This is a genomic window from Variovorax sp. GW821-FHT10D07 (genome assembly GCF_059415325.1).
This window is the reverse complement of record NZ_JBWKMZ010000001.1, coordinates 470507-486683: the sequence shown is the minus strand read 5'-3', so window position 1 is coordinate 486683 and position 16177 is coordinate 470507. Positions and strand designations below refer to the sequence as shown.

At 70.1% G+C, this 16177-nt stretch carries 18 protein-coding genes; 5 read left to right on the top strand and 13 right to left on the bottom strand.

Annotated features, from left to right (window positions below):
• Positions 1-49: 49 nt before the first annotated feature.
• The gene (locus tag AC07PU_RS02275) at positions 50-505 is read right to left on the bottom strand and encodes a surface-adhesin E family protein (RefSeq protein WP_495314886.1); all 456 of its coding nucleotides are present in this window, start codon (positions 503-505) and stop codon (positions 50-52) included.
• 294 nt (positions 506-799) lie between these two features.
• Between AC07PU_RS02275 and AC07PU_RS02270 the strand changes: the two genes are divergently transcribed.
• On the top strand, positions 800-1180 hold the full coding sequence (locus tag AC07PU_RS02270) for a RidA family protein (RefSeq protein WP_495314884.1): 381 nt from the start codon (positions 800-802) through the stop codon (positions 1178-1180).
• Between the two features lie 23 nt (positions 1181-1203).
• On the opposite strand, the gene AC07PU_RS02265 is transcribed toward AC07PU_RS02270, so the two are convergent.
• Positions 1204-2343: an FAD-dependent oxidoreductase gene (locus tag AC07PU_RS02265; protein WP_495314882.1), complete on the bottom strand. Its 1140-nt coding sequence runs from the start codon at positions 2341-2343 to the stop codon at positions 1204-1206.
• A gap of 71 nt (positions 2344-2414) precedes the next feature.
• Between AC07PU_RS02265 and AC07PU_RS02260 the strand changes: the two genes are divergently transcribed.
• Positions 2415-2858, top strand: coding sequence for a MarR family winged helix-turn-helix transcriptional regulator (locus tag AC07PU_RS02260; protein ID WP_495314880.1), 444 nt, complete (start codon positions 2415-2417; stop codon positions 2856-2858).
• A gap of 85 nt (positions 2859-2943) precedes the next feature.
• Here the strand turns inward: AC07PU_RS02260 and AC07PU_RS02255 are convergent, their stop codons facing one another.
• From AC07PU_RS02255 to AC07PU_RS02230, 6 genes are all read right to left on the bottom strand, one after another.
• Entirely contained in the window at positions 2944-3300 is a 357-nt protein-coding gene (locus tag AC07PU_RS02255; protein WP_495314878.1) for a hypothetical protein, read from the bottom strand.
• A gap of 180 nt (positions 3301-3480) precedes the next feature.
• Positions 3481-4044: a hypothetical protein gene (locus AC07PU_RS02250; protein WP_495314876.1), complete on the bottom strand. Its 564-nt coding sequence runs from the start codon at positions 4042-4044 to the stop codon at positions 3481-3483.
• 101 nt (positions 4045-4145) lie between these two features.
• Complete coding sequence (locus AC07PU_RS02245; protein ID WP_495314874.1) at positions 4146-5132, bottom strand: aliphatic sulfonate ABC transporter substrate-binding protein; 987 nt, start codon at positions 5130-5132, stop codon at positions 4146-4148.
• A 95-nt stretch (positions 5133-5227) separates the two neighbouring features.
• On the bottom strand, positions 5228-6103 hold the full coding sequence (locus AC07PU_RS02240; protein ID WP_495314872.1) for a class I SAM-dependent methyltransferase: 876 nt from the start codon (positions 6101-6103) through the stop codon (positions 5228-5230).
• Positions 6104-6134: 31 nt separating this feature from the next.
• Complete coding sequence (locus AC07PU_RS02235) at positions 6135-7235, bottom strand: LLM class flavin-dependent oxidoreductase (protein ID WP_495314871.1); 1101 nt, start codon at positions 7233-7235, stop codon at positions 6135-6137.
• A gap of 19 nt (positions 7236-7254) precedes the next feature.
• Positions 7255-8328 (bottom strand): LLM class flavin-dependent oxidoreductase, encoded by a 1074-nt coding sequence (locus AC07PU_RS02230; RefSeq protein ID WP_495314869.1) that lies wholly within the window; start codon positions 8326-8328, stop codon positions 7255-7257.
• A 131-nt stretch (positions 8329-8459) separates the two neighbouring features.
• Between AC07PU_RS02230 and AC07PU_RS02225 the strand changes: the two genes are divergently transcribed.
• Positions 8460-8804 carry a DUF3088 domain-containing protein gene (locus AC07PU_RS02225; protein WP_203206987.1) on the top strand — a complete coding sequence of 115 codons (345 nt, stop codon included), beginning with the start codon at positions 8460-8462 and terminating at the stop codon, positions 8802-8804.
• A gap of 24 nt (positions 8805-8828) precedes the next feature.
• Here AC07PU_RS02225 and msuE read toward each other — a convergent pair whose 3' ends face one another.
• Complete coding sequence (gene msuE / locus AC07PU_RS02220; RefSeq protein WP_093352586.1) at positions 8829-9425, bottom strand: FMN reductase; 597 nt, start codon at positions 9423-9425, stop codon at positions 8829-8831.
• A 284-nt stretch (positions 9426-9709) separates the two neighbouring features.
• On the opposite strand from msuE, the gene AC07PU_RS02215 reads away from it, so the two are divergent.
• On the top strand, positions 9710-10951 hold the full coding sequence (locus AC07PU_RS02215; RefSeq protein ID WP_495314866.1) for an acyl-CoA dehydrogenase family protein: 1242 nt from the start codon (positions 9710-9712) through the stop codon (positions 10949-10951).
• 27 nt (positions 10952-10978) lie between these two features.
• Here the strand turns inward: AC07PU_RS02215 and AC07PU_RS02210 are convergent, their stop codons facing one another.
• From AC07PU_RS02210 to AC07PU_RS02195, 4 genes are all read right to left on the bottom strand, one after another.
• Positions 10979-12202, bottom strand: coding sequence for an acyl-CoA dehydrogenase family protein (locus AC07PU_RS02210; RefSeq protein WP_495314864.1), 1224 nt, complete (start codon positions 12200-12202; stop codon positions 10979-10981).
• A 160-nt stretch (positions 12203-12362) separates the two neighbouring features.
• Positions 12363-13019: a methionine ABC transporter permease gene (locus AC07PU_RS02205; RefSeq protein ID WP_296727092.1), complete on the bottom strand. Its 657-nt coding sequence runs from the start codon at positions 13017-13019 to the stop codon at positions 12363-12365.
• On the bottom strand, positions 13000-14097 hold the full coding sequence (locus AC07PU_RS02200) for a methionine ABC transporter ATP-binding protein (RefSeq protein ID WP_495315795.1): 1098 nt from the start codon (positions 14095-14097) through the stop codon (positions 13000-13002). Before AC07PU_RS02200 ends, AC07PU_RS02205 begins: the two co-directional genes overlap by 20 nt.
• Complete coding sequence (locus AC07PU_RS02195; protein ID WP_495314861.1) at positions 14094-14912, bottom strand: MetQ/NlpA family ABC transporter substrate-binding protein; 819 nt, start codon at positions 14910-14912, stop codon at positions 14094-14096. The genes AC07PU_RS02200 and AC07PU_RS02195 overlap by 4 nt, the downstream gene beginning before the upstream one ends.
• Before the next feature lie 231 nt (positions 14913-15143).
• On the opposite strand from AC07PU_RS02195, the gene AC07PU_RS02190 reads away from it, so the two are divergent.
• Positions 15144-16169 (top strand): ABC transporter substrate-binding protein, encoded by a 1026-nt coding sequence (locus tag AC07PU_RS02190; RefSeq protein WP_490879645.1) that lies wholly within the window; start codon positions 15144-15146, stop codon positions 16167-16169.
• Positions 16170-16177 lie beyond the last annotated feature (8 nt).

The window sequence follows — 16177 nt, the reverse complement described above, 5'->3', positions numbered from 1 at the left end:
GGCCCCTCACCCTCGCGCAGGCGGCCCATCGGCCGCCTTTTTCTTGGGCTCAGCTCGCCCGCATCCGGCAAGCCGCCCGCACGATCCGCGCCGTCGGATTCGGCGTCATGTCGAGAAAGCGCATCGGCTTGGGCGCCGCGCTGTAGTCGGCGATCTGGTGCGGCTCGCCGCGCCACAGCGGCTCGGCATAGAAACGCGCCTGCACATAGGTCGCGCTCTTCGCATGGCAGTCGAAGACCACGCGCGATTCGTACGAGCGATAGGGGACGCGGTCCCAGTTGAAGCGCGGGCCCGAGCGGTTCACGCGCACGTTCATCTCGATCAGCGGCTTCTCGGGCGCGGCCTCGCCTTCCGCGGGCGGCGTTGCCGCGATGCGGTTGGGGTCGACCTGCACCGTGTCGGCCGCCTTGTCGAGCGGATCGCCGACCACGGTGAACCACGCGGGCTGCGCCCATGCCAGGCTGCCCGCCACTGAAAGACCCGCCGCCAGCCACCAATGCCTCACGCGTTTGCTCCTCGTTGTCGCGACCGGGCCCCGCCGGGTCGGCAGGGAAAATAACCGAAGAATCCGGTTCGCTGACACAGGAATTTACAGTTTGGGGCACATCGGGCTTGTCGGACACCGGCGTGGCGGGCCTGCGGAAAGCGCGCCGTTGCCGCGCCCGACGACGGACAAAGCTTCGGCGCCGGCCGCGTACCGGGGCGTTCTCCGACATGGCGAGGGTCGGGCCGCCTCCCGACAGTAGAGTCGAGCCCCGTCCCCGGCCACCCCCAACGAATTTCGCAAAGGATCGCACCCATGACCAGAAAGCTCATCAGCTCCGGCTCCACCTTCGAACAGCAGATCGGCTACTCGCGCGCCGTCGTCGCGGGCGACTGGGTGTTCGTCTCGGGCACCACGGGCTTCGACTACTCCACCATGACCATCTCGGACGACGTGGTCGAACAGGCCGAGCAATGCCTGAAGAACATCGAGGCGGCGCTGCAGGAGGCCGGCGCCAGCCTGCGCGATGTGGTACGCGTGACCTATGTGCTGCCCGACGGCGCCGAGTTCGAAGCCTGCTGGCCGGTGCTGCGCAAGTACTTCGGCGAGGTGCGCCCCGCGGCGATGATGATCTCGGCGGGGCTGGCCGATCCGCGCATGAAGATCGAGATCGAGGTGACGGCGCTGCGCACCTGAGGCGCTTGCGTGCGGAGGTTCTCTCACTCCCCCGCGCGCCTTTGGTCCATGTGCGCCAACAGGCTGTTCGCGCCTTCGGCGGAGAACCATTGCGCGAAGGCCTCGCTGGTTTCGCTCGCGATCCTGTTGCTTCGCTCCAGCATGGCGAGTTCGTACGCTTCGATGGCCTGGCGCCAATCGGAGGCACCGATCAGCGACTCGGCCAGTTCCGCGGCGTCCAGCATCGCGAGGTTCACGCCCTCGCCCATCGGCGCCATCACGTGCGCCGCATCGCCGAGCAGCGTGAGCCCGGGCTTGTGCGTCCAGCGGAAGTCGACCGGCAGCGCGACGATCGGACGGATGGCGGCGATCCGGTCGGCCTTGTCGATGAGGTCGAGCAAGGCAGGCGACCATCCTTCGAAGCGGGTGCGCAGCTCGGCCAGGGTGATGCCGGCCAGTGCCTTGTCCGGACGATCGGTGTCCGACTCACGGCTGCGGAAGGCGGCATAGACGCGGATCGCACCACCGCCATTGCGCTGCGCGAAGAGGCCCGCGCCGTCGTGCAGCGAAAACACCGATCCACGTCCGACCCGCTCGCTCAGCGCCGCATGCCGCTCGTCCACCTGGGAGAACCACAGCTCCACGAAGGTGACGCCCGTGTAGGTGGGCTGCTGCTCGGCGAGCGCCGCGCGCACCCGCGACCATGCGCCATCGGCACCGATCACGAGGTCGAAGGGACCCACGACCTCGTCGCGCAGCCGCAGGAAATGGGCGCCGCTGCCATCGCTCAGCACCGCATCGACGGATTCGCCCCATCGCACCACGCCCTCGCCCAGCGACCGCAACAGCAATTGGCGCAGCAGTACGCGATCGATCTCGGGCCGGTCTCCAGTGCCCTCCTCGGGGATCTCCTCGCGCAGCACCGCGCCGGTCGCGTGGTCGAGCACCCGTTGCCCCTGGTCCTCATGGCGCGCCACCGCGAGGAAATCCTCGAGCAGGCCGGCCTTGGCCAAGGCCAGTTGCCCGCCGTCGGGATGAAGATCGAGCGTGCCGCCCTGGTCGCGTGCATCGAACGCCGCATCCCCCTCGAAGACCGTGACCGGCCACCCCGCGCGATGCAGGAGGTTCGCTGCGCAAAGCCCGCCCGGGCCGGCACCGACGATGGCAATGCGTGGCGCTTTCATGGGATCGATTTCGTTGATAACATAGCCTCCTATGTTAAAGAGATAGGATGCTATGTCAAGAGGTGCCATCGATGGCTGAAGCGTGGCAACCGCGGGCCATGCCGACGCTGGCGCTCAGTCGCGTCGCGAGGATGATCCATCGCCTGGTCGAGCTGCGGCTGTCGCCGCTCGGCATCAAGACAGCGCAGTTGCCCGTGCTCGTCGCCTTGAAGGACGGCGCGAAGCTCACGCAGAAGGAACTGGCCGTGATCGCCGGCGTCGAGCAGCCGACCATGGCGCAGTTGCTGGCGCGCATGGAGCGCGATGGGTTGATACGGCGGGAGCCTTCGCCCGACAACTGGCGCAGCAGCCTCGTCATGCTGACCGCCCATGCCGAGGCCCTGCTCGAACCGGGTAGGGAGGTCTTGCGCTCGATCGACGAAGAGGTGTGCGCCGGCCTCGGCGCGGAGGATCGGGAGACGTTTCTGCGGCTGCTTTACAAGATTGCCGAAGGGGCCGGGGAGGCTGACCGCTGAGCCGCAGCGATCGCCTCGACCTGCATCTGACGCGCGCGTCAAGCCGACCGAGGACGACGGCGAGCCGCGAGTCGCAACGACCTGTTCACAGGCCCCCGACGATCAACGGAGCCAAGACGATCATGGCAAGCGCGCACACGACGTTGACGATCTGCAGCAGGTGAATGGCACCGGCCTCGAACCTGAAGATCGAATACAGCGCCAAGGCTGACGGCATGAACAGCGCCGCGTAGAAAGCAAACTGGAACTTCGCACCAGTGAACCCCAGGGCGTTCATGCAGATTGTCAGGATGAACCAGCACGTGAGCGCCACGCCGTGCAGCGAAACCAACAGCCGCGTACCGGGCGAGTAGTGCTCCGCCGCTCGAAAATAGATCACGCTCACCAGGAAGGTCGCCAGAGGCGGGCCAACGATGAAGATGAGGATCGGTAGCGCTTCCATGGGCTGTGGCGGGTGAGGGGCGTCGATGTCGTCGGCAGCAGACGGCCAATCTATGCCCCGCCGCGCCTTCCCTCGGAATGAAACCCACGCGGTACCGCAATGCGGTACGTCGGGTGCCGTGCCCTGCGCCGGTGACATGCGTGAGGAAGTCACCGGCACCCACAACGGCCACGGGCCAGATCAGGAATCGCTCATCCGCGATGGAGGCGTCTTCCGCCGCCAGGGAAGTCCGGCCGCGACCCCGAATCCAAGTGACAGCACGAGGTGCATGGCCAGGATAGTCAACGCCGCGTCGAGGGCAAGCCGCCGGGACAGGGCCGTCAATGCGACAAGAAAGAGCAGCGAGATCGGAACCGAGATCGCCATCAGCCCCGGAACGGTTCCCCAACGCCGACGGGCCATCGCGAACAGCACGGGCACGCCGATGAGCGCCATGCCGACCAGAACACCGTAGCTCAGCAGAACCCAGAGGGTCGAGAACTCCGCCAGCAACGCGCTCCAGTATCTTTCCGGTGGAATGCCCCATCGGGCCCACGCCTCATCGGCGGGGGTGTAGCTGCTCGCCGCCGCGAATCCACAGCACACGAGCACCACGACGACGTAGCCCAGGACCAAGCGCGCGATCGACACAGGCGGCGCATCGCTGCGCGAGTACAGCATCGCAGTCGAAACCAGCAGGATGGCCGCGAGCACAGCCAATGCGATCGGGTCCCAAAGCGCGCCAGCCAACCAGCCTGCTTCCATCCGCACCTCCATGTGTCACGACGAGCGCTCGCGATGCACATCGGGAACGACATGGTACGCACGTCAGGCGTGCGGCGAGTCCCTGCGAATCCGCAAGCCCGTCAAAACACCCCAGGCGCCCGCCACACGATATCCCGCACATTGATCCGCCGCGGAATGATCCCCAGTGCCTGGAAGGCATCGGCCAGTTGCTGCTGTTGCGCGATGTGCGCCTCGGTCACGGGCCCGAACGAGAACTCCGCGCGCGCGAAGGCGGCCGACCAGGGCTTGACGTCGATGCCCGTGGCCTCGGCCGCGATGGCGGCGAGTTCCTCGCGGTGCTGGCCCGACCAGACGGTGAGCAGGCGCAGTTCGTCGAGCACGGCCGCCAGCACCGAGGGATGGCGCGTGGCGAAGTCGCGGCCGGCCATGTAGTACGAAGCGCTGGTGAGCCGCTTGTCGGTGGTTTCGGCGACGACGCGCGCGCCATAGCGTTCCTCGGCGATCGCGTAGTAGGGATCCCAGACCACCCAGGCGTCGATGTTGCCGCCGTTGAAGGCGGCGGTGGCATCGGCCGGCGACAGGTAGGTGGGCTGGATGTCCTGGAAGCCCAGGCCCGCGGTGGCCAGCGCCTTGATCGTCACGTTCTGCGCGCTCGAGCCCTTGCCGAACGCGACCTTCTTGCCCTTCAGGTCCGCCAGCGTACGGATCGGCGAGTTCTTCGGCACTAGCACCGCATGCTGCGCCGAGGGCGTGGCGGCCGCATAGACGAGGTCGGAGCCGCCGGCCTGCGCGAACACCGGCGGCGTGTCGCCGACCGAGCCCAGGTCGATGACGCCCGCGCCCAGCGCCTCGAGCATCGGCGGGCCGAACTGGAACTCGACCCACTTGACGCTGCCCACGCCCAGCGCCTTGAGGCGCTTCTCCACCACCTGCTGCTTGCGTGCCAGCACCAGCACGGCCGAGCCCTTCTGGAAGCCGATCCTCACCTCCTTGGGCAAGGCGTTCTGCGCCCAGGATCTGGCGGGCAGCGAAAGCGCAGCGGCCAGCGCCAGCAGCGTGGGCGCGACCTGTCGGCGACGCAGGGAGAAGTCGGATCCGGAGGACAAGAGCACACCTCGAGGCAAGTCGGTAGAGGCCGCGATGCTGCACCGCGGCCCGCCGCTTGTCGAATGCGCTGCGCGCGCTTGCTTATGCGCTTTTCCTATGTGCGCGCCGCCGCGCGCCGCGGCTTCACGAAGCGCAGCGTCATGCGGTCCGATTCGCCAATGGCAAGGTACTTCGCGCGCTCCACGTCGCCTCCGCGCAGGGTCGGCGGCAATGCCCAGACCCCGTTCGCATGGTCGCGCGTGTCGCGCGGATTGGCGTTGATCTCGCTCTCGCCGTCGAACACGAAGCCGGCCGCGCGGGCGCGCGCGATCACGAAGTCCTGCGCCACGTAGCCGCTGTCGATGGTCCGTGCGAGCGATGTGCCGGGCAGCGCGCGGTGCTCCTCCACGCCGAGCACGCCACCGGGCCTGAGCACGTCGAAGAAGGCGCGCAAGGTCTCGTCGAAATGGCCGTCGGCGATCCAGTTGTGGATGTTGCGGAAGGTCAGCACCGCGTCGGCGCCACCGGGCGGGTGGATGTCGGTGAAGCGGTCGGTCGGCAAAGTGCCGAGCACCACGCGGCCGTAGTGGGCGGGGTCGTCCGCGAGCTTCCTCGCGAAGGCCGCGCGGGCACGCTGCTGCTCGGGCGTGCCGTCGGCCGGCGCATGGGCCGCGTAGAGGCGGCCGCGGGCTTTCAGGTAGGGCGCGAGGATCTCGGTGTACCAGCCGCCGCCCGGCGCGATCTCGACCACCGACCACTCGGGCCGCAGGCCGAAGAAGGACAGCGTCTCGAGCGGATGCCGCGCACCATCGCGCGCGCGATTGGCCGCGCTGCGCTGCGGGCCGTCGATGGCCGACTGCAGCGCGGCGAGCGCGGGATCGGCGGCGCCCACGGCAGCGGGCGCGACGGCGGCCGCGGCCAGGCCCAGCAGCAGCGCGCGGCGCCGGTCCGAGTGACGGCCGGCCATGGCGGCGGAAGATGCGATGGACATGGGACGCTTCTCTTTCTCGAAATGGACGCTCTCAGGCCAGGGCGGCATCCGCGAACGATCGCGCGGCCGCGCCGGCCACGCGCGGCAGCACATGATCGGCGAAGCGGCGCATCTCCGCTTCGAAGGGCTGGAACTGCAGCATGAACAGCTCGATGCCGGCCGCGTGGAAGGCCTCGATGCGGCGCGCCACGCTGTCGTAGCTGCCCACGAGCTCGGCCGCGGTGCCGCCGTTCGAGCCCACGCGCGGCGACTTCTGCGCGGTCTGGAACATCACGGCCTTGGGATCGATGTTGGGCTTGTTGGCCGCGCGCAGCGGCGCGTCGAGCGCCGCGAGCGCGAGCAGGCGCGCATGCTCGGCGCGCGCCTCCTCGTCGGTCTCGCGCGCGACCACGAAGGCCGAAAGCCCGAACTGCAGCGGCGCCCAGCCGGCCGGTCGCTCGCGGCGCCGCAGGTCGGCGATCAGCGCCTGCACGTCGGCCAGCGGCTGGCCGTTGATGAACCAGGTGTCGCCGCGCTCGGCCACCAGCGCGCGCGCCGGCTCCGATTCGCCGCCCACGTAGATGCGCGGCCGCGCGCGGTGCAGGCCCGCCGGGCTCAGCCGGTAGTCGTCGAGCTTGAAGTGCTCGCCCGCGAAGCGCGTGCGCTCGCCGCGCAGCAGCGACTCCACCACCTCGATCCATTCGCGGCCATAGGCGTAGCGCGCATCGTGCTCGGCGAAGGGAATGCCGGCGCGCTCGAGCTCGGGCCGGTTCCAGGCATTGACGAGGTTGATCGCGAAGCGCCCGCCGCTGATCTCCTCGATGCCCAGCGCCATCTTCGCGAGCACCGCCGGGTGATAGAGGTAGGGCTTGATGGCGGCGATGATCTCGATGCGCGAAGTCAGCGCGGCCAGCGCCGCGGCCGCCGTCCAGGCCTCGAGCTGCGCGCTCTCGCCATCGTGCGGATTGACCGTGTGCTGCGCCACCAGCACCGAGTCGAAACCGAGCCGCTCGGCCTCGAGCACCAGCGCGCGGTTGCGCCGCCAGGAGGCGTCGTAGGGTTCGTCGGGATCCTGCAGCGCGGCGCGGCTGCCGTGCACCAGCGCCCAGATGCCGAAACGCGGGCCAAGGCCGTGGGAAGAAGCAGAGGTCATGGCGATGAAGAAGGGTTGTTTATGCGGCGGCATCGCGCAGCAGCGGCAGCAGTTGCTCGCCCTGCCGGCGGATCTCGTCGAGATAGGGCGTGTCGGACAGCACGAAGTGCGTGATGCCCAGCGCCTGGTACTTGCGCAGCGAGCGCGCGACGTCCTGCGCCGAGCCCACCAGCCAGGTGGTGGCGGCACCGCCGCCGCCGTACTTGCCGGGCGTGGTGTAGAGGTTGTCGTCGAGCACCTCGCCGCGCTCGTGCAGCTGCAGCAGCCGGCGCTGGCCCACGGCCTGCGCGCGGTCGGGCTCGCCGGGGGCAGCGCCGCGCGCCATCTGCGCCACCTTGGCCTCGGCGTCGGCCCAGGCCTCCTCGGTGGTGTCGCGCACCAGCGTCGTGACCCGCAGGCCGAAGCGCAGCGGCGGGAGGTCGCGGTCGAGGCTACGGCTCAACGCCTTCAGCCGCTCGATGCGTTCCTCGATACCGTCGCGCGGCTCGCCCCAGAACAGCTGCACGTCGGCCTCGGTCGCCGACACGCGCTCGGCCGCCTCGGAGGCGCCGCCGAAATAGATCGTCGGATGGCGCCGCGTGCCGCGCACCTCGATGCGCGGCTGCACGGTGGCGTTCTCCACGCCGAAGTGCTCGCCACGGTACGTCACGCCCTCCTCGGTCCAGAGCCGGCGCACCAGGTGGATGAACTCGCGCGTGCGCGCATAGCGCTGTTCGGGGTCGCCCTCGCTGTCGCCATAGGCCGCGAGCTGGTCCTTGCCCGAAACGATGTTGATGCGCACGCGGCCGCCGCTCAGGTGGTCGAGCGTGGCCGCTGCCGCGGCGAACTGCGCGGGCCGCCAGTAGCCGGGGCGGATCGCGATCAGCGGCTCGAAGCGGGCGGTGCGCGCCGCGAGCGCGGTCGCCACCGTGAAGGTGTCGGGCCGGCCCCAGCCGGCGCCGAGCAGCGCGCCCTTCCAGCCGTGCGCCTCGAGCGCCAGGGCATGGCGGGTCAGCGTGTCGAGGCTGTTGTGGCCCTCGACGGCGGCATCGCCGCGATGGCCGGCCACGACCTGGTTGGGGACGTACCAGAGGAATTCGGTGGATTCGCTCATCGCCGTGCCTCCCCCACCGCAACGCAAGCGCACGATGCGGATATGCACATGTGCTTTTCTTCGTTCGCCCGCGAGCGGCTTCGCTCCATCGTTGAGTTCTTCATTTCACCGACTTCCAAAGGATTCCTCGCATGAGCCGCGACCGACTCTTCCTGCTCGAGGCAGGCTTCACCGACGACAAGCACCCGGGCGACGCCTTCGTCTGCCCCGACGGCCTGCCCATCGAGGGGCTGCTGGCCTCGGCGCCCGAACAGGCCGCGCGCCTCGAGGTGCACCGGCTGCCGTTCCCGCGCCCGCGCGCGGCCGTGGTGGCGGTGCTCGACGAGGCGCACCAGAGCCTGCCGGTGCTGGTGTTCGGCGACGAGTCGCCGGCACCGGCCGACGCGCAGTCGCTCGGCGCCTTGCGCTTCGTGACCGACACGCGCCGCATCCTCGCGCTGCTGGCCGAGCGCCACGGCTTTCCGAAGGTGCATTGACCCTCGACCGGGCGCGGCCCGGCTTCAGGCCACCGCGTGCAGCTGCGGCCGCGGCGCGGCGGCGCGCTCGGCCTGCGGCTGCAGCTGCCGCAGCACCGGCAGCGCGCGCGAGACCGCCAGCGCGATGCGCGCGCGCAGCAGTTCGCTGCGCACCTGGTAGTTCTCGAAATCGCGGTCGGTGGCGTAGACGCCGATCGGCAGCGTGTGCGACTGGAAGAAGCTGAACAGCGGCCGCAGTTGGTGATCGATCACCAGCGCATGGCGCTCGCTGCCGCCGGTCGCGGCCAGCAGCACCGGCTTGTCGATCAGCGCATCGTGGTGCACGAAGTCGAGGAAGTGCTTGAACAGGCCGCTGTAGGCGCCGCGGAACACGGGGCTGGCGGCGATCACCAGGTCGGCCGACTCGAGGGCCACGAGGGCTTCCTCGACCGCAGCCGGCAATTGCGGGCGGTAGAGCACCGCGCCGAACTGCGGCACCAGATTGCCGATCTCGATCACGCGGCTCTCGACGGGGATCGCCTGGGCGATGCCTTCGATCAGCTCCTCGACCAGCACCAGGGTGCGCGAGGGGCGTTGCAGGCCGCCGGACAGGGCGACGATCTTGAGGGGGGTTTGGGGCATGGGATGGATGGCGCGGCCGGCGGGCTGCGCGTGTGCAGACTAGGGCTGCGGCCATTCTGCGCGCCGTGCGCGGCGCGTGAACCTCGACTTTCGCATGTGCTTCTGCGAACTTCGTCTATGCGCCGTACGGGGTGCGCCGCGCGCATGGCAGGCATGCGCGGCGGCCATGGCAGAAGCCGCATATGGGCCGCATATGGATGTGCGCAATCGTTCGTTCCGCACGGCCGATGCGCGTCCCAGAATCGCGCCGGCCTTCCCCCTCCCCCTCTTCTCTCTTCCCCCGCATGACGCTCCCCACCTCCGCCATCGACCATCCCTGGGGCGCACCGCCCAGCGCGCGCTACGACGAACTCGCGCGGCCGTTCCGCGCCGTGTTCGCGCGCATCCGCGAGGGCGCGGTGGCGCGCGACCTCGCGCACCAGCTGCCGCACGAGGAGATCGGCTGGCTGCGCGAGGCCGGCTTCGCGCGGCTGCGCCTGCCGGTCGAACGCGGCGGCGCCGACGCCAGCCTGGTCGAGCTGTTCGCGCTGTTGACCGAGCTCGGCGCGGCCGACACCAACGTGGTCAACGCCCTGCGCGCGCACTTCGGCTTCTCCGAGGACGTGCTGCTCGCGCCCGAGTCGCCGTGGCGCACGCACTGGCTCGAGCGGCTCGCCGCGGGCGAGCTCGTGGGCTCGGGCTTCTCGGAGACCGGCGACGCCAAGGTCGGCGCCTTCTCGACCCGGCTGCGCGCCACGCCGCGCGGGCTGCGTCTCGACGGGCGCAAGTTCTACACCACCGGTTCGCTGTTCGCCGACTGGATCAACGCCGTGGCCGACGACGACGAAGGCCAGCCCACGATGATCTCGGTGCCGCGCCAGGCCGCGGGCGTGCAGGTGCTGGACGACTGGGACGGCTTCGGCCAGGCGCTCACCGCGAGCGGCACCGCCACCTTCGAGGACGTGGCGATCGATCCGCTGTGGGTCAACCCGAGCAAGCTGCGCTTTCCCTACGCCTCGCCCTACTTCCAGACCGTGCACCTGGCCTCGCTGGCCGGCATCGCGCGCGCCTCGAGCGACGACCTCGCGCAGCGCGTGCGCGCGCGCGACCGCAGCTACAGCCACGGCAATGCCACGCGCGTGTCCGACGATCCGCAGATCCTGCAGGTGGTGGGCCGCGGCCGCAGCGCGGCCTATGGCGCGAGCGCGATCGTGCTGCAGGCGGCCGGCGCGCTGCAGCGCGCGCACGATGCGCACCTCGATGCTTCGCTGCCCGACGAGGCGCGCGCCGCCGCCGCGGCCGCCTCGCACGTCGAGGTGGACCAGGCGGTCTCGGTCGTCACGCGGCTGGTGCTCGACGCGAGCACCGAGCTGTTCGACGCGCTCGGCGCCTCGGCCACGCTGCGCACCCACGGGCTGGACCGCTACTGGCGCAACGCGCGCACCATCTCCTCGCACAACCCGCGCGTCTACCGCGAGCGCCAGGTCGGCGCCTTCGCGGTCAACGGCACGCCGCCGCCGACCTTCTATCGCGTCGGCAAGAGCTGAACGCGGCGGGCGGTCCGCCGCCCGGCTTCAGCCATAGCCGTAGGGATTGGGCACGTCCCCCGCCAGCAGCCAGGCGCCGATGCCCTGGTGCCGGTAGTCGAGCGGGTCGTGCAGCGTGTGCACGCGCACGTTGCGCCAGTAGCGGTCGAGGTTGTGCTTCGAGGCGGTGCCGCGCGCGCCCACCAGCTCGAAGATCTGCGAGGTGACGTGCAGCGCCGTGCGCGCGGCCTGCGTGCGCGCGGCGGCCACGTCGATCGCGAGCGCCCCACGGCTGTCGGCCGTGAGCGCGAAGCCCTGCTCCCAGGCCTGCTGGAAGCGCTCGTTGGCCTGGTTCGACAGCGCCATGGCGGCCTGCAGCGCCGACCACATCTCGCCCGCGCGCAGTTGCAGCAACCGGTCGTCCTCGGCGCGCTCCACGCCGGCCATGGGCCAGGGCTGGGTGTGGGCGCGCAGGTGCTCGATGGCGACGCGCAGCGCGCCGAAGGCATTGCCGAGGTAGATCTCGGTCAGCACGATCTGGCCGATCAGGTTGCGCAGCGTGGCGCGCGGGCTCGAGGCCACGCCGGGCGGGCCGAGGATCTCGTCGTGCGCGATGCGCACGCGCCGGAACTCGACGTTGCCGCTGTCGGTCTGGCGCTGGCCCATGTTGTCCCAGTCGCCGAGCACCGTGATGCCCGCGCGCGAGGTCGGCACCACGGCGAACAGCCGGTCGGTCGGCTCGGGGCCGAGCACCACCGAGACGTTGAGCACGTCGGAGTCCGGGGCGCCCGAGCAGAAGCCCTTCACGCCGTCGATCTCGATGCCGTCGTCGGTGCGCGCCGCCTGCAGCCGGGTGTCGCGCGCATTCACGGCATTGCCCCAGAACCAGCGCTTCTCCACCGCCTCGCCGAGGAAGCGCGCCTGCTGCGCCTCGGAGCCGAACAGCAGCACGCTCGCCACCTGCAGGTGCTGGAAGCCGAACAGGTGCGCGAGCGAGCTGTCGGCCTGCGCGAGCCGGCGCAGGATGCGGAAGATCAGCGGCCAGGCCGCCTGCTGGCCGCCATGGGCCGCGGGGATCGCGAGCGTGAGCAGGCCGCTGCGGCGCAGCAGCGCGCGTTCGGCCAGTGCCGTGCCGCCCGCGCGGTCGCGCTCGCCGGCGCTGGCGGCCAGGGTGTTCGCGAGCGCGAGCACCGGCTCGGTGAAGATGCCGAAGTCCTCGGCGAAGGGATCGGCCGCCGATGGCGTGCCCTGGGGAGCGGAAGAAGAGGACACGGGATGGCGGCCTGCGGTGGAGAAGAGGAAGCGGAAAGCGGGGGCGGGCCGGAACGCGGGATCGGAGAACGGCGACGCCTGCCGCGGCGGCTGCACGCATGATGCCGAGCCGGACCCCGTTCGCTTAGAACATTCCGGCGCATGGATATGCGCCGCGCGTTCAGCGCCGATGGTCGACGCGCCGCGCCAGCCACTCGCCGACGAACTGGATCGCCGACACCAGCGCGATCAGGATCACGATCACCTCGAACATCACGCGCGTCTCGTAGCGCTCGTAGCCGTAGCGAATCGCCAGGTCGCCGAGGCCGCCGGCGCCCACCGCGCCCGCCATGGCCGAGGCATTGACCATCGCGATCACGCTGACCGTCATGCCGCCGATGATCCCGGGCAGCGCCTCGGGCAGCAGCACGTGGCGCACGATGTGCCAGCGCCGGCAGCCCATGGCGCGCGCGGCCTCGACCAGGCCCGCGTCGACGTCGTTGAGGCTGACCTGCGCGATGCGCGCATAGAACGGGATCAGGTTGGCCGCCAGCGGCACCACCGCGGCCCAGGTGCCGAGCGTGGTGCCGACCAGGAAGCGCGTGACCGGCAGCAGCGCGATCAGCAGGATGATGAACGGGATCGCGCGGCAGACGTTCACCGCGATCGACAGCGCCCTGTGGAAGCGCGGCCGCGGATAGAGGTTGCGCGGCGCCGTCACCGTGAGCACCACCGCGAGCACCAGCCCCAGCGCGATCGCGATGAAGGCCGAGATGCCCACCATCAGCAGCGTCTGGAAGAAGGCCTGGACGTACTTGTCAATCTGCGGCGTGGACATAGCCCAGGACCTCGATGCGGTCGGCCGCGAGCGCCTGGCGCGCGGCTTCGATGTCGAAAGAAGGGTCCGCGCCCACCGGCACGGCCACCAGCAGCCGGCCCTGCGCATGGCCGCGGATGCGGTCGAGCCCGCCGTGCAGCCAGGTCGCGCCCGGGCCGAGCGCGGCCAGTGCCTCGAAGGGCAGGCCCCGCGGCCGCGCGGCGCCGTCGAAGCCCAGGCTCAGCACCCGCAGGGCCGGCCGGCCCGGGATGCCTTCGAGGCCTTCGAGCCCCGGCACCAGCGCCGCGGCCAGGTCGGGCGGCAGGTCGTGCAGCAGCGGCTGCAGCAGCGCGCGCGTGGCCTCGGCCCGCGGCTTGCCGAACACGCGCCACACCTCGCCCAGCTCGACGAGGCGGCCGCGGTCGAGCACCAGCACGCGGTCGCAGACCTCGCGGATCACCGCCATGTCGTGCGTGATCAGCACCACCGTGAGGCCGAAGCGCCGGTTGATGTCGCGCAGCAGCGCGAGGATCGATTGCGTGGTCTCGGGATCGAGCGCCGAGGTCGCCTCGTCGCACAGCAGGATCTGCGGCCGGTGCACCAGCGCGCGCGCGATGCCCACGCGCTGCTTCTGCCCGCCCGAGAGCTGCGCCGGCCAGGCATCGGCCTTTTCGGCCAGGCCCACGAGCTCGAGCAGCTCGTCCACGCGCTCGCGGATGCGCCGCGGTTCCACGCCCGCCACCTTGAGCGGCAGCGCGACGTTGTCGCGCACGGTCTTGGCCGACAGCAGGTTGAAGTGCTGGAAGATCATGCCGATGCGCCGGCGCAGCGCGACCAGGCCGTCCTCGTCGAGGCCGCCCACGTCCACGCCGTCGACGCGCACCGTGCCGCCGCTCGCGGCCTCGAGCGCATTGATGGTGCGCAGCAGCGTGGACTTGCCCGCGCCGCTGCGGCCGATGATGCCGAAGACCTCGCCGCGCTCGACGGCGAACGAGACCGCCTCGAGCGCCGCCACCGTGCCGGCCGCGCCCGAGTAAGTCTTGGAGATCTGCTCGAAGACGATGTGGGCCGGCGCCGCCGGCGTCGTCGCGGCGCTCAGAAGACGGGCAGTACCGAACCCTGGTACCGCGTCTGGATGAACTGGCGCACTTCCTCCGACTGGTAGGCCTGGACCAGCGGCTTGACCCAGGCCGCGTTCTTGTCCTTCTCGCGCACCACGATGATGTTGACGTAGGGGTTGTTTTCCTTCTTCTCGACCGCGAGGCCGTCGCGCGTCGCGATCAGGCCGGCCTGGTAGGCGAAGGTGTTGACGATGGCCGAGGCGTCCACGTCCTCGAGCGAGCGCGCGAGCACCACCGAGGCGGCCTCCACCAGCTGCACCTTCTTCCTGTAGCCGGTGATGTCGGCCAGCGTGGCGGTGCCCTTGAAGGGATCGAAGCCCTCGCGCAAGGTGAGCACGCCCTGGTCGCGCAGCACCACCAGCGCGCGCGTCTGGTTGCTCGGGTCGTCGGGGATGCCGAGCTTGGCGCCGTCGGGCAGGTCCTTGAAGGCCTTGTGCTTCTTCGAATAGAAGGCGATCGGCGAGATGTAGGTGTTGCCCACGCTGACCAGCTTGTAGCCGCGCTGCTTGACCTGGTCGTTGAGGAAGGGGATGTGCTGGAACGAGTTGGCCTCGAGGTCGCCGTTGTTGAGCGCCTCGTTGGGGCTGGCCGAGCCGGTGATGACCACGGGTTTGACCTCGAGGCCGTTGCGCCTGGCGACCTTGGTGACCACTTCCCAGATCTCCTCGTCGACGCCGCCGCGCACGCCCACGCGCAGGGTCGGCGATTGCGCGAGGGCCGCGGTCTGCGCCCAGAGCGCGGTCGAGGCGAGGACGAGTGCGCCGAGGGCGCGAAGAACACTGCGTGTGTGCATGACTTTCTCTTTTCGGTTGCCGGTTTTTTGCTGCGGCCGATCTTCGAAGGCCGCGCCATGGCGGGAAAGGAAAGTTTTCGCACAAGCAATCTCGCTGCGCGACGAAGGCGCGGATCGATCCGCGCCGCGCACCGGCGGCGCGCTTGCACATGCGCATTCCGAAGTTGCCGTGGCGCGGGCCCGCCGATACGGTCGACGGCTTCGCATGTCACCCTGCCTGGAGTTCCTTCGATGACCGCTTCGCTGCCTTCCCTCCCGCTTCCGCCGAGCCGCCGCACGCTGGTGCGCGGTGCCGCCGCCGCGCTCGGCGCCGCCGGCCTCGGCCTGCTGGGCCGTCGCGCCTGGGGCGCCGACAACGACAAGCCGATCACGCTGTCGTGGACCGGCACCGGCCTGTGCCTGAGCCCGATCGTGGTCGCCAATGAACTCGGTTACTTCACGAAGAACAACGTGAAGGTGGAGATCATCAATTTCGCGGGCGCGGTCGACCAGGTGCTCGAATCGATCGCCACCGGCAAGGCCGACATCTCGCTGGGCCTGATCCATGCCTGGCTCAAGCCGCTGGAAGCGGGCTTCGACGTGAAGGTGGTGGGCACCGCGCACGCGGGCTGCATCCGCGTGCTCGCGCCAAAAACCTCGGGCATCGCGAGCATCGAGGCCGTGAAGGGCAAGACCATCGGTGTCTCGAGTCCCGCGGGCTATGGCCGCCAGTTCTTCTCGACCGCGCTGGCGCGGCGCGGCGTGAACCCCGACCAGGACGTGCAGTGGCGCGTGTTCCCGGCCGACCAGCTCGACATCGCGCAGAAGAAGGGCGAGATCGACGTCATCGCCGACTCGGACCCGAACCTCTACCTGATCGAGAAGCGCAACCCCGGCGCCTACCTCGAGATCGCCAATATCCTCAAGGGCGACTTCAAGGACCGGCTGTGCTGCATCGTCGCGGCGCGCGGCGAACTGGTGAAGCGCAATCCGCAGCAGGTGGCGGCCGTGGTGCGCTCGCTGCACCAGGCGGCGGACTTCATCGCCGAGAACCCCAACGAGGCCGGGCGCGCGGTGAGCAAGCTGTTCCCGAAGGTGGCGCAACAGGACCTCGGCAGCATCCTCTCGACCATCGGCTACACGCACCATGCCAAGCGCTTCGATCTCGCGAAGGAGATCGAGAGCTATGCGGTCGACCTCAAGCAGGTGGGGGTGCTCAAGAAGAGCACCGATCCGGCGCGGTTCGCGAAATTCCTGACAGTGGACGTGCTGGCCTGAGCGCCCGC